Consider the following 13605-nt stretch of genomic DNA (forward strand, 5'->3'; position numbering starts at 1 on the left):
AAACAGGTTCACGTTCGGCGCGTCGTCGAAGCGCAGGGTGCCGAAGTGCGTCGTCGGCAGGTCCGGATCCGAGAAGGACGAAACGACACGACCGGCGGTGAGGCCGACGAACTGGATGAAGGCCTGGTCGACCTGCGCGTTGTTGCTGACCTGCCCGTCACCGGCGAACACACCCGTGTCGCGATCGATTTCGTAGCGAAGATACATGCGCAGCAGGCCGTACTCCGTCATGGTACGGTAATCCACGTTCAAGCGGCCGCGGGCACGATAGCCGATCGCGTCCTGAGCGCGGGTGAACGGCTCGACATAAAGGTAGTCGGCGCGAACGTGGCCGTCGATTTGCAGGCAGCTGTCAGCGCCCGGGACGTAGACGAAGCCGGGCCCATAGGCCGAGCAGCCACGAATATACTCGACCGGCTCCGCGCCTTTCACTGGCAGATCGGCAGCCTGCGCCCCGCTGGTCACGGCTATTGAACACCCGAGAAACAGATCCCGCAGAGCCACCATCGAGCAAGCTCCGAAACAGTTCACTGTCCGCAATGCCGAATGCTTGAGCAGACAGGCTGAAGCCGTCAAGCAAGCGCCACGTGCAGCCCTGCCAATTCAGCCCCGCTGGTGGTGGCCGCGGCATCTCCTGACTTCTCCGGCCTTGTCGACATCGGCGGCGATCGAAAGATGTATCTGGAATGCCGCGGCAGCGGATCGCCAACCGTCGTGCTGGTCACGGGCCTCAGGGGCCCTGCCGGCGATTGGGACATCAGCGCGAAACCTAGTGGTCTGACGCATTCGCAGGATTCCTGCATGGGCCGTGGCGGTCCGTGCTTTTGGGATGAGAGCAGGAATCCAATTCACCATCACGCCTGAAGACCGCCGTCGCTTGGAGGCGATCGCTTGCAAGCGCAATTCGACGCAGAAGCATGCCGCCCGAGCCAAGGTGATCCAGGCCACCGCCGATGGGTGCGGGACCGTGGAGGTCATGCGCCGCTCGGGCCTGTCCAAGCCCAGCGAGTGGCGCTGGCAGGAGCGCTTCATGCACCATGGGGTGGAAGGACTCCTGCGCGACAAAACCCGTCCGCCCGGCAAGCCAAGGCTTCCTGACGAGATGGTCCGGCGTGTGCTGGACCTGACCCTGTGTGAGCCTCCCGGCGAGGCCACGCCCTGGACGGGGCAGATGACGGCCAGAGCGTCCGGCGTGAGCTTGCGCTCAGTGCAGCGCATCTGGGATGCACACGGCCTGGAGCTGTACCGCATTCGACCGCATTCGCACCTTCAAACTCTCCCGCGACCGCAACTCGCCGAGAGCTGAAGGACGTGGTCGGGCTTCTATGTCGATCCGCCCGCCCACGCCGTCGTCCTTTCGGTGGATGAGAAGAGCCAGATCCAAGCGCTGGAGCGCACCCAGCCGGGATTGCCGATGAAGCCGGACCGCCCGCGACCATGACCTACGACTACGAACGCCATGGCACGACGACGCTGTTTGCCGCGCTCGACGTGTTGGAGGGGACAGTCTTAGGCCGCTGCATACAGCGCCATCGGCACCAGGAGTTCATTCGCTTCGACCGCCGATCCCGAGCGCATGCTCGCCGCCATCAGACACGGGAAACAAGCGCAGCCGTGCCGGTGCCCATCGCTGATCACGGCGGCGTCACCGCTGTGCCAAGCACCGGCGTCGCGAGCGGGAAGCGGCCGTAGTGACGTGAGCACGGACAGTCATCGCGTGTTCCGCTGGAGTCGGCAATGGTTTCCTTGCCTGGGGCCGGCGGTGATGCCTCGTGGACGAGGCGTCCATCAAGCCGCATAGCCAGCACCACGGTGTCGCTGATCGTCGTAGGATCAACTGTCAGGATGTCACGGTCGAGGACGACAAGATCGGCGCTTCCCGACTTCAAGGCTGCCGATCGTCCCCTCCTGGCCCAGCGCGATGGCCGCATTGATGGTGTAGGCATCGATCGCCGTCGTGAGCGGAATGCGTTCCTCAATGTTGAGCGGTGGGCGGCTGGAGTTCTCTCCAACCCGGGTGACGGCGGTCTCCATAGCCCGGAACGGATCGTAAGTGGAGACGTCCCAATCACTGCCGCCAGCGATGACCGCACCCGCCGCGTGCAGACTCCCGGCCGGATAGAGATAGCGGTAGCGGTCGGCACCAAGATAAGGCTCGATCGGCCCCTCGGTCGCGGCTTCGCGCTTGGCCCATTCGAGCTGCATGTCAGCAATCACGCCGAGCTCTGCAAAGCGCGGGAAGTCGGCGGGATCGACGAGTTGCAGATGTGCGATCTGATGCCGGGGACCGGCATTGCCGTTGGCCTTGCGCGCGGCCGCGACGGCATCGAGGCTGGCCCGCACCGCTCGATCGCCAATGGCGTGGATGTGCACCGCAAGACCCGCTGCGTCGAGCTTCGTGACCAGCCGGGCGAACCGCTTCGGGTCGAAGTTGAGGTCGCCGAGCTTGTCGGTCGGTCGCCCTTCCGCGTCGAAATAGGGCTCGAGCAGTGCCGCAGTCTGCGTCGGGGCTTCCATGACGCCGTCGGCGAGAACCTTGACGATGCCGGCCCGCAGAAAGTCCGGATCGATATCGCCTGCCTTGCTGGCCGCAACGAGCGTCGCAACCGCCGCATCGCTGTCGTCGTCAGGATCCCTGACGTAAATCGCGGTGCGAACGCGCATCAGGCGGTTGCCGTCCTCATAGATCTTGCGCCACACCGCCGCCTCTGCGGGCCTGACGGAGGCGTCCATCAGGGTGGTGATGCCGTAGGCCGACATCCCGCGCAGCACCGCCGCCGTCAGCGCCGCCTGATCCTTAAGCGACGGTGCGGGGATCTTCTCCTCGACGAGGAACGTAGCGGTGTCGGAGAAGGCACCGGTCGGTGCACCAGAGGCGTCCCGGGTGATCTTGCCGCCCGGCGGGTCCGGCGTTGCCGCGGTGGCGCCAACGATCGCGAGGCCCCGGCTGTTGATCCATGCGGTGTGGCCGTCGTTGCCCTCGAGGGCAAGCGGCCGCCCCGCTTCGATCGCGTCGAGATCGGCTGCGGTGGCTGAGAAACCGTAATTATCGAGCTGCACGACGTCGATCCAGTCGTTCGGCCCACCGGGCTGTTTCTGGATGCAGGCCTGGATCACCGGACGGATTGCCTCGACGGTCGCCTCGATGCGGGCGAGGCTGCATTTTGACCCGTTCACCGCACCGATGATCGGGTGGATATGATTGTCGATCAGCCCTGGAAGCACCAGCTTACCCATCAGGTCGATGACCACCGTCCGAGGTCCGATCAGTGGGGCGACTTCGGCGTCAGTGCCCACGGCGACGATCGTGTTACCCGTGAAGGCGATCGCTTGGCGAACCGACCGCGACTGATCGGCTGTGTAGATCTTGCCGTTGTGGAGGACGACATCGGCCGGCCCACTCGCAAAGGCTGCCGCCACGGAGACAAGCAACAGAGTGAGAACCGTCAGACACGGTACTGCCACCAACCTTGCGCTCCACCCCTGGACCATGGTTGCGTCCCCCAATTCACAGGGCAGGTATTCCAATTCACAGGGCAGGTATTCCAATTCACAGGGCAGGTATTCAGGGCTAGTCTGATGCCGTGTTCCTGCAGAAACAAGAGCCGAAGCTCCATAGCCCGACCCGAATCTCACGGTGCTGTCTTGGCTACCGGCTTGAATGGTTCGGCCAGCTCTTGGAGGCCAGTCATGTGGGAGGTACGGACGCGGCGCGATGCGCTCGTCTCAACGGGTCTCATGTTCATGCTGGCACGTGCCGGCATCGCAGGTGCTGCTCCAGGAGACGCCATGTCGGATCCAGCGAACCAGGATCGCGTCGCCCGTTCCGCAACTCGGGTCCGAGGCTTCGCTGATCCCGAGATGGACTTCCAGCTGCTCCGCAGCCTCGGCGCCGCAAACTCCATGGGCGGAGCCGTTGGGGAGATCTTTGCAGCCGTCCGGGACATCAGGGACGACGACCCGCGGACTTGGCCTCCGGCCTTTGTGGCTCTGGGGGATCGGACGCGCTCGGTCGCGCGCTCGGTGCTGCAGAAGCATCCCGTGAGCGCGCGCGACCACTTTCAGCGCGCCAGCATGTACTACCGCGCGGCGGAGTACTACGACGATCCGGTCACCGACACCTCGCGAGCGCATGGATTGGCGTCACGCGACACCTTCCTGGAAGCCGCCAAGCTCATGTCCTGGAAGGTGGAGGTCCTGCAAATCCCCTTCGAGCGCGTGTGGCTGCCCGGCTACTTCATGCAGTCCACTGGAGCCGAAGCTCGGCCACGCAAGACAGTCATCGTTCTGACCGGTTTTGATGGAACGGGCGAGGAGCTGTATTTCCAGACAGGCCAAGCGGCCCTGGAGCGTGGCTGGAACGTGTTGATGGCTGAAGGTCCGGGGCAGACAGGCTTTCTCCGCTTCCACCCCGATGTGGTGTTTCGGCCCGATTACGAGGCGCCGGTCGGGGCCATGATCGACTATGCTCTGTCGCGGACTGAGGTCGATCCGCAGCGGCTTGCACTCTATGGGATCAGCTTGGGCGGCTATTTTGCACCTCGCACGGCCGCGCATGATGCTCGCATCAAGGCGCTTGTGGCAAACTCGCCGATCCCGGACCTGTACGCCTACGAAGTCGGCTTTGTTGGTGCCGGGATAGCGGCGAACCCGCCACCTGTGAGCCTGGAGGAGATCGATCGTATTCCCGATCAAGAGATGCCGCCCGGCATGAAGCTCAGCCTCAAGGCCGGCCTCCGCCGCTTTGGGGCAGACAGCCTTGCGGCATGGCTTGAGCGTCTGCGCGAGTTTCGGATTGGAGATGCTCTTCAGAACATCCATTGTCCGAGCCTTGCCCTGGTGGGTGAGGGTGAGGGTTCGCTCGCCATGAATCTGTTCGAGAGCTTTAGCCGCGGCGTGAGTGGATCTGTGACGCAGCGCGTCTTCACGGCGGCCGAAGGGGCGGACAGCCACTGCCAACTCGGCAACTTACCGCTGTCGAATGCAGTGGTTTATGATTGGTTGGACGAAGTGTTTGCGTGACGAGTTTTGTCACGCTTGGGAATGAGCATTGTTTGTGGCCATCACTTTGCCGCCGTGCATGATGGTATGACGTTCGAACTGAGCGTAGCATCGCGATCGTGCGCGATCTCCCTCCACACAGCGTCGGCCCGCAGTGGCGACATTGATCTCCATCGCTGCTCTCATCGCGAGCATCGATCGCTCCTGCTTACCCGGGAACCATTTGAATCCATCAGACCACTAGCTACCCCTTTCTCTTGCGCACTTCGGCCGTTCCCTTTCCCGCCCTAGGAGCGTCCGTTTTTTCCTCAGCAGAAGTCGTGCTGATGCCCGACCAAGGTGGGATCGCCCGCAACTGCCTGACCCGGAACGGACCTCATGAAGGTCCGTTCCGGGTCTCAGGCACGGCCCTTAAGCGCTGCCGTGGAAAGGTCCACCCTGCAAGTCCTGACATTCGGTTTACTTCTGCTCAGTGCCAGTTCCTGACCTTTACTGAAGAGATGACTAGGTCGGTGCAGCACCCGTCAGCCGAGAGCGCCTGCTCGCATGAGGCCTCATCGCCTGCGGCGTCCGTCTCGCGCGCCCACGCCGCGAGCGCTGCCAAGCCATCACGCCGTCAAACGCGGGAGAGGCCCGCCTGCCCACCGACGGCGCGAGGGTAACCTGCACCGACAGAAGTCCGAGGGATGTGCGGCCTCGAATGAACTGAACAGGGCAATCCTGAACGCAGATCAAGACAGACCCCAGGAGCAACTCGCCAAAGCCGGCACCTTGATCCCAGCTTACATTCCGGGCCTATGATCGGTAGGTTGAGATGACGCGTCAGCATGGCGGCGGCCCAATGCGGAGCCGTGTGGTCGGATGATTCACCTTGTCCTGTCGCTGCGATGGATCACGCTTGTCGCCGCCCTCGGGGCGGCGGTCGGAGCAGTTCTCATGTTCGGGGTGGGCGGCGCGAAACTCGCCCATGCCTTTGGCTTTGCCCCGCTGACCGAGAAGATAGGCGGTCTGTCGGTTGTGGCGCTGGTCATGCAAGCCACCGACGCGTTCCTGTTCGGGCTCGTGCTGGTTGTTTTCGCCTACGCGATCACGTTCGGCTTTGCCGTCGACCTCCCCGAGGGAGCCCGGGCCAGGCTGCCCAAATGGATGCGGGTGGACGGGATCGCCGAAATCAAGATCACCCTGATCGAGGTGATCCTGGTCTATCTGGTTGTCGACTTCGTGACCGACGTGGTCGAGCTCGCGACACCGGTCTCCTGGGACATGCTGGTGAAGCCGGTCGCCATCTTGCTCATTGCGGGAGCCTTGCGCCTCATTGAGACGAAGCGCTCCGGGGTTCATCCAGATGTCCCGGAAAGGGCCGGGAAACCAGCCAAGGTAACCCGGCTCCTGTCCGGCGAATGATCGTCCTGGCGCTGCCGGGCCACCCTCATTCCAGGAATGTGATGCGCCCGCTGGCAATGTCATGCATGGCTGCGACGATCTTGAGCTCATTCCGCGCAACCAGATCGCGAAGAACCTGGCTCTCGTTCTGAAGACTCTGGGCTGCCAACCTGACGTTCGTGGTCGCAACTCGCTGCACGAAGTCCTTGTTCGTCGAGGTGTGCTCGCCCGGAGCGTTCCGGTTGGCCTCGACTGCCGGCTTGATGCGCTGGAGCAGGTGGGTGAGCTTTCCGAGCTCCGCGCCATCGATGGCGCCCTTGACCGCGCCGCACTCGCTGTGGCCCAGTACCACGATGAGCTTCGCCCCGGCCAGCTTGGTCGCGAACTCGGCACTGCCGACAACGTCGTCCTCGGCGACGTTGCCGGCTAGGCGCGCGCTGAAGATGTCGCCGATGCGCTGATCGAAGACCAGCTCCGGGGGCACCCGGGAATCCATGCAGCCGATGACCAACGCGAAGGGAAACTGCCCACCTGCCGTCGCCCTGACCTGACCGAGGAGGTCGCAGCTGCGCATGTTCTGGGACAGGAACCGCTCGTTGCCGACCTTGAGCTCTTGCAGGGCGGTGTCGGGGCTCAGGGCGGCTTGCCGCTCGCGCGTCTGCACCGCGCATTCATCGGCGGCCCAGGCCCGGCCGAGGGTCACCGCAAGTGCCGGCCAGGACTCCGGCGCAGCAAAAGTGCCGTCGTGACAACATCTCGACCTCCCTTTGGGAGCACCCTGGACATTCAGGCAGTAGATCCTCGCCTGACCGGGTAAGTCATCCTTGAGAAGGTTAGCGCCCGGCCAGTCTGAAGACCAGCAAAGGCGCATCTCGCAGAGCTGGCACTGCCACCGATACGCAACACAGCGGCGCGCCTGAATGTCTGCACCGGGTCATAATAAGCTCTTGCAGAGCCTACCTTGGAGGTCTGCTTCTGGACCATCTGCGGAAGCTGAATTTATGCCAGCTGCCGGGTACGCACCGGGTACCACGAACACAATGGTGGTCTACTGGACCCGACACCGAAGCGGTTGCTACCTATTGGCTACCTGGAGCTTTGAGCAGCAACTCGAACAAGGCGCTAAGTCTTTGAGATCATTGGTGGGTGTACAAGGACTCGAACCTTGGACCCGCTGATTAAGAGTCCGGCGGTCCAGCCATCCTCCGCAATCATGTGCAACATAAGCTTCTGATTTTGCGTCATCTTGAGCTCTGGTCGCTTGCGAAGCATTGCAGGTTCTTGCACCATGGTGGTCCCTCCGTGGTCCCAAGAGCCTATCCCACATGCCCCGCATCACGAAGCGTCTCGTCGACAGCTTGAAGCCCAGTGACCGCGAGCAGATTGTCTGGGACGATGAGATCGCCGGCTTCGGGATCCGCGTGACGCCTACGGGGGCCAAGGCTTACATCCTCAAGTATCGCGTCGGCCACGGGAGGACGGCGCCGATCCGCAAGCCAACCCTGGGCCGCCATGGGGACATTACGGCCGACGAGGCCCGACAGATCGCCAAGATCTGGAAGGCCCGGATCGCGCTCGGCGGCAATCCCGCCCAGGATCGCGAGGACAGGACCAAGGCTCCCACCATCAATGCCCTGGTTGATGCCTATCTTGCGAGCCACGCCCACCTGAAGCGATCGGGAGGCGAGGACAGGCGGATGATCGAGCGGGACATCCGCCCTGCCCTCGGGTCGCGGCGCGTCGCCGAGATCACCCGACGGGACATCGAGACCTTCCGGGACAGCCAGCGCAGCACCCCCATTGCCGCGAACCGGAAGCTCGCCCTGCTTTCCAAGATGCTCAATCTCGCGATCGGTTGGGGATGGATCACCTCGAACCCGGTGGATGGCGTCCAGCGCAATCACGAGAACCGGCGTGAGCGCTATCTCAGCCAGGCGGAGATCCAGCGCTTCAACGACGCTGCCGAGGCCTACGTCGGTCAGGCCGCCCAGAAGAGCATCGCGCGCCGGTCGGTAGCGGCGATCCGCCTGCTGGCGCTGACGGGTGCACGCCGGGGCGAGGTGCTCTCCGCCCGCTGGGAGCAGTTCAACCTCGAGACTGGCACCTGGACCAAGCCCTCGAGCCACACGAAGCAGAAGCGGATTCACCGGGTGCCGCTCTCGCCGGTGGCTGTTGAACTCTTGCTCGAGATCCAAGCAGAGGGCGAGCACCCGTCGGGCTATGTCTTCCCGGCCAAGGGCGGTTCGTCCGGGCACATGACCGACATCAAGAAGGCCTGGGAGAAGATCCGGGGCCTGGCCGACCTGCCCGGCGTGCGGTTGCATGACCTGCGCCACACCTATGCCTCGATCCTGGCCAGTGACGGGCTCTCGCTCCCGATCATCGGCGCCCTCCTCGGCCATACCCAGGCCAACACCACCCAGCGCTATACACACCTCCTCGACGATCCGCTCCGGGAGGCAACCAGTCGTGTGGGCAAGGCTTTCACGACCCGCGCGGCATAGCCCCCCGTTCAGCGAGTGGGCGTAGTCCTCTTCCCGCCGGCGGCATGAGACTGCAGCGGTCCATGGTGCTTGTTCGGCTCGGATTCCTATCCGGTGTGCTGACCTGCAGCGGATCGCATCGAAGCCCTTAGGTTGCCACCGGCAGGCTCTTGGGAGCGGCGAGCACATAGCCTTCCAATGTCAACGAAAGTAACTGTTGCCAACTTTGGCAACAAATACTGGGGTGCCCATCGTTGCCACTTTGGCAACACTTACTTTTTGTGGATCTTCTTGCCTCCGATTGCGTTGAGTGTCCGTGCAATGCGCACGTGTGTCTGTAATGCGTATGAGTTCCGCCCATGCTGACTTCTGCGATTCCGTCCCTGGATGATCTGGCCGAACAGCATCCTGGATGGCTCGATGCCGCTGTCGACGATGTTGAAGCGTCGCGCCTCACCGGCCTCTCCAAAGCAGCTCTTGCGACGCGCCGCTGCCGCGGTGGCGGCCCACCCTTCATCAAGGACGGCAAATACGTCCGCTATCTGCGACGCGACCTGCTGACCTGGCTCTACGAGCGCCGCGTGCGCAACACGAGCGAGAGCCGCTAGGTATGACGCCAACGCAAGCACCCGTCGCCACCAGTCGGCGGACGGAGCCTGCCTGCGCGAGCCGCGGGATGCGGCCGCCCAGCAGAGGCCGCCGGAGCGCGCGCCATATTGATTTCAACCGGGTGAACAGGGCTGCTCTGGAGGCCCTGCCCTATCTGCTGGGACGCTGGCTCCCAGACGGCAGAGCGCTCGGTCAGGAGTGGACCGCACGCAATCCAACCCGCGTCGATCGCCGCCCGGGGAGCTTTCGCATCAACCTTCGCTCAGGCCGATGGGCCGACTTCGCCACCGGCGATACTGGCGGCGACCCCGTGAGCCTGGCTGCTTACCTCTTCAATCTGTCCCAGGCAGAAGCCGCCAGCCGGCTCGTAGGGATGCTCGGAATCGGGGATGGGCAATGAAAGACCAGTCTGTCCTTGAAGCGGCTTTTGCGCCGCTAACTGATACCGAGAGAGAATTGGGCTTGGCACACCCCAGTGTGCCACCTCTGAGACCAGCTATCCCAGGCCCACGGCCAAAGGTTGTTGCCGAATATCTCTACAAGCAGAGTGATGGCACGCCGTATCTTCGCATCCAACGCACCGACCGAAAAGACTTCTGGCAATCTCATTGGACCGGAGCTGGATGGGCAAGAGGAAAACCGAAAGGGCCGAAGCTCCCCTATCGCTTGCCCGAACTCCTGGCAGCGGTTCACGACACCGTATTCATCGTGGAGGGTGAGAAAGACGCCGATACCCTCACGCGTCTAGGCTTTGTGGCCACAACGAACTCCGAGGGAGCGGGGAAATGGACACCCGATCTCAACAAGTGGCTCCAAGAAAAGAATATCTTCATCCTACCGGACAACGACACAAAGGGCATGTCACACGCCCATGACGTTGCTCGGAACCTCTCCGGCATCGCGCGTGAGATTCGAATTGTGGATCTTCCAAGCTTGCAGGGAGAGAAAAAGAAGGACGTGACCGAGTGGATTGATGCAGGTGGAGATCACACGAGGTTGATTGATATTTGTAAGGCGTGCCCACCAATCGGAAGTGAATGCTCGACGCACACCGAGCGCTCCGCCGGTTTGCTGCACGGGGGGACGTCGACTGATCCAGCACCCGACGGCTTGGACATCGCCGCACGGGTTGCTTCGGCACAGCCCATTACCCAGCCATCGCCTGTCCGAGCACCAGCGTCAAGCCGGTCATGGAGCGAGCCGAAACCACTGGCGTCCGACCTTCTGCCAGTAGCAGCTTTCGATCCCGAGAGGATGCAGTGCCCGCCAGATTTTGTTGGTGTGTCTGCCGTCGCGGGTCTCGGCTCCGTCATTGGCCGGCAGGTAGGTATCCGCCCGCAAGCTCACACCGATTGGACGGTGATCGCCAATGAGTGGGGGCTCATCGTTGGAAGACCAGGGGTGATGAAGTCGCCGGCCATGAATGAGGCCCTCGCGCCGCTCAGGCGCTTGGAGGCCAAGGCGCGGGAGGAGAATCAGGCTGCACTCAGCGCTTACAAGAAGAGTCTCGCAGAGTATCGGCTTCGCCAAAAAGCGGCGAAATCCGCCGCACAGCAGAAGCTCAAAGGCTCGCCTAACGCTGATTTGTCAGACCTGCTGCCGGGAGAGGAACCCGAAGAGCCTCAAGCGCGTCGGTTCATCGCAAGCGACTGCACCTATGAGGCGCTTGGTGACATCCTGGCTAACAACCCGAACGGCGTCTTGGCCTTCCGGGACGAGATGGTTGCTCTCCTGAGGACACTCGACCGAGAGGAATATGCCGCCGCTCGAGGATTTTTCCTGACGGGGTGGAATGGTACGGACGGTTACACGTTCGACCGCATTATCCGAGGGCACCTCCATATCGAGGGGGTATGCATCTCGATGCTAGGGTCAACTCAGCCTGGTCGGCTCGCCGAGTATATAGGTCGCGCTCGCCAGGGTGGCGCAGGCGATGATGGTCTCATCCAAAGGTTCGGGCTCATGGTCTGGCCGGATCAGCCGAGCGAATGGAGGAATGTTGATCGCACTCCGGATTATGACGCTCGTCAGATTGCCAACACCACATTCGAGCGCCTGAGTGCCTTGAGCTTGCTGGGCACCTCAGCCGAACCCGACCCTTACGGACGCGGCTACTTTCTCCGCTTTGATCAACCCGCCCTGGAGGAGTTCACCGCCTGGCGTGAAGCCCTGGAGCACAGATTGCGAGCAGGTGACCTTCATCCAGCCCTGGAGAGCCACCTGTCGAAATACCGGAAGCTGGTCCCCGGTTTGGCTCTGATCAACCACCTGGCAGACTTCGGCGCCGGGCCTGTAAGTCAGACCGCGACAAGCCGCGCGCTCAAATTCGCTGATTACCTCGAGAGTCATGCCCGTCGCGCTTATGCGGCTGGATTGCACAACGACGTTGCGCCTGCCAAGGCAATCCTCGACCGTATTCGCAAGGGCGATCTCACCGACGGGTTTACCGCCCGGGACATCTATCAGCGCGACTGGTCGAATCTTTCGGACCACAAACAGGTGCAGGCAGGGCTGAACCTGCTGGTTGATCTCGATTGGTTGAGTGATGAGGAGTTGAAGACAGGCGGCCGACCCAAGGTGATCTACCACATCAACCCACTCACGCTGCGGTGACGGGTCGGCGCGTCAAACGTTTGCGTGTCGCACGAACCTTCAAAACCGCCAGAAGTCACTTTCGAGGTTTTAGAGGTGCGACGGGACTGGCTCCCTGGTCCGAGACAGTGGGAAGCCTCGACGCGTCAGTTGCTGCTGTCTCGGCTTGGAACCACGCAAGCGTCATCCAAAAGAGCGTCTCGCACTCCTTACATGGCCATGGAAGGAACCTTCAAAACTCTCAAAAGCTACTTCTAGAGGAATCCGGGTGCGATGATCACATCGCGTCCGAGAGGTGCAAGATTACTTTCGAGGGTTTTGAAGGTGCGCAAACGTGCGAAAACACCAACGCCACTGCCGGCTGCCCTACGGTGGACGACGCTGAGGCCCAAGGAGAGCCTTATGCATCAACCAGTGGGAACCCCAGCGACTGGCCAAGCAGTCGGCCTAGAATGCAACAGGAGCGGCTGGGAACGGCATCCCATCAACCGATAGACGCGACATCGCGCGGTCCGGTCACTCTCCCTCCGCTTCATATACAGTTTCCGATGCAGGAAGTCGGCGTTGCCCTTTGAGCATTGCGAGTTCGGCACTGATCTCCGCGAGCGACATCTGCTCGACCGGCTTTAGCTCAGGAGGTTTCAGCGCGAGAGACCCGTCGATGGCCTGCCGCGGCAGGCCCCATCCGCGGTTCAGGAGAGCATTCGCGGCAGCGGCGCGCACATTGTCCGACGCGCTGTTCCGCATCAGGTCGGCTAGGGTCTCGAGCGCCTCGGCGGTGTAAGTGCGCGCGAGCGTCTCGACCTCCCCCTTGATCGAAGGCCGCCCCTTGGGATTGCCACTCTGACCGGGTTGCCAGAGGCCTCTACGCGCCGACATCTGATACCCTCCTGTTAGCAGGATTGCCTCAGGTCAACGCAGAGGAGCGGTCGGGGGATTCACGATACGAGCGCTGAGCACCATGGACCGCTTGTCGAGGAGGCAAGCACGCAAGGACTTGCAAAGAGCCCACAATGGGCTCTCGAGGGAAGTGGCGGCAATTTGGAGCATGACCCGAAATTCACATGGGACGTCGGCTTGGAGCTCGATAGCAGTTACCCCCGGATGCACCTCCAGCGTCTGCAATGAGCCAGGACCTGACATTGCGCAGTCTCGAACATAATCGCCGCGGCCGTTACACTTAGCCGACGAGCGCACGCCTGCCGGCGAGATGGCTGACTCGGTGGAACGCGCATCTCAACCCGTTTCAGGTCAGCCTAGCTGGCCGGGCCAGCTCCATGTCAAAGGTGAGCTACCTGCTCGGCGCTTGAGAGCGGATCCAGCACCCAATGCCATTTCGGCCATATGCGGACCGGCAATCCAAACGGGTGAGGTAAGCGCCTTCCGGCTCGACATCACGCGTAACCTAAAGCGCATAGAAGCCCGCATCGCAGTTACGGTCGGTGCGGGCCCTTCAAAGGCAGCGGGCAACTCTGAGGCAGTAGCCTGACGTCCTGCGGACCAGACCGACCTCAGCCTTCCCACGGATTGGCGACCC

General features: G+C 62.5%; 10 protein-coding genes and 1 pseudogene. 7 read left to right on the plus strand and 4 right to left on the minus strand.

Annotated features, from left to right (window positions below; all coding sequences use genetic code 11):
• A partial coding sequence (locus tag BN1233_RS33970) for a porin (protein ID WP_046868079.1) occupies positions 1-507 on the minus strand: 507 nt, incomplete at its 3' end.
• Positions 508-829: 322 nt separating this feature from the next.
• On the opposite strand from BN1233_RS33970, the pseudogene BN1233_RS50170 reads away from it, so the two are divergent.
• Positions 830-1557 (plus strand): annotated as a pseudogene (locus BN1233_RS50170) (IS630 family transposase); the annotation flags it as partial.
• Between the two features lie 291 nt (positions 1558-1848).
• Here the strand turns inward: BN1233_RS50170 and BN1233_RS33980 are convergent.
• Positions 1849-3465 carry an amidohydrolase gene (locus tag BN1233_RS33980; protein ID WP_187144440.1) on the minus strand — a complete coding sequence of 539 codons (1617 nt, stop codon included), beginning with the start codon at positions 3463-3465 and terminating at the stop codon, positions 1849-1851.
• 225 nt (positions 3466-3690) lie between these two features.
• On the opposite strand from BN1233_RS33980, the gene BN1233_RS33985 reads away from it, so the two are divergent.
• Together BN1233_RS33985 and BN1233_RS33990 are read left to right on the plus strand one after the other, a co-directional pair.
• Positions 3691-5022, plus strand: a complete 1332-nt coding sequence (locus tag BN1233_RS33985) for a prolyl oligopeptidase family serine peptidase (RefSeq protein WP_244471085.1) — start codon at positions 3691-3693, stop codon at positions 5020-5022.
• Positions 5023-5862: 840 nt separating this feature from the next.
• Complete coding sequence (locus BN1233_RS33990; protein ID WP_046868080.1) at positions 5863-6405, plus strand: YqhA family protein; 543 nt, start codon at positions 5863-5865, stop codon at positions 6403-6405.
• 25 nt (positions 6406-6430) lie between these two features.
• On the opposite strand, the gene BN1233_RS33995 is transcribed toward BN1233_RS33990, so the two are convergent.
• Positions 6431-7087 (minus strand): carbonic anhydrase family protein, encoded by a 657-nt coding sequence (locus tag BN1233_RS33995; protein ID WP_244471086.1) that lies wholly within the window; start codon positions 7085-7087, stop codon positions 6431-6433.
• A gap of 622 nt (positions 7088-7709) precedes the next feature.
• Between BN1233_RS33995 and BN1233_RS34000 the strand changes: the two genes are divergently transcribed.
• The 4 genes from BN1233_RS34000 to BN1233_RS48780 all read left to right on the plus strand — a co-directional run bounded on the left by BN1233_RS34000 (position 7710) and on the right by BN1233_RS48780 (position 12089).
• A complete protein-coding gene (locus BN1233_RS34000; RefSeq protein WP_046868081.1) occupies positions 7710-8888 on the plus strand; it encodes a tyrosine-type recombinase/integrase in 1179 nt (392 codons plus the stop codon).
• A gap of 338 nt (positions 8889-9226) precedes the next feature.
• A complete protein-coding gene (locus tag BN1233_RS34005; RefSeq protein ID WP_046868082.1) occupies positions 9227-9475 on the plus strand; it encodes a hypothetical protein in 249 nt (82 codons plus the stop codon).
• 68 nt (positions 9476-9543) lie between these two features.
• A complete protein-coding gene (locus tag BN1233_RS34010; RefSeq protein WP_046868214.1) occupies positions 9544-9876 on the plus strand; it encodes a hypothetical protein in 333 nt (110 codons plus the stop codon).
• Positions 9877-10730: 854 nt separating this feature from the next.
• Complete coding sequence (locus tag BN1233_RS48780) at positions 10731-12089, plus strand: YfjI family protein (protein WP_063776780.1); 1359 nt, start codon at positions 10731-10733, stop codon at positions 12087-12089.
• Between the two features lie 495 nt (positions 12090-12584).
• Here BN1233_RS48780 and BN1233_RS48785 read toward each other — a convergent pair whose 3' ends face one another.
• Positions 12585-12947, minus strand: a complete 363-nt coding sequence (locus BN1233_RS48785) for a DUF5681 domain-containing protein (protein ID WP_063776779.1) — start codon at positions 12945-12947, stop codon at positions 12585-12587.
• Between the last annotated feature and the right edge of the window lie 658 nt (positions 12948-13605).

Source organism: Microvirga massiliensis (assembly GCF_001006805.1).
Classification (GTDB): Bacteria; Pseudomonadota; Alphaproteobacteria; order Rhizobiales; family Beijerinckiaceae; genus Microvirga; species Microvirga massiliensis.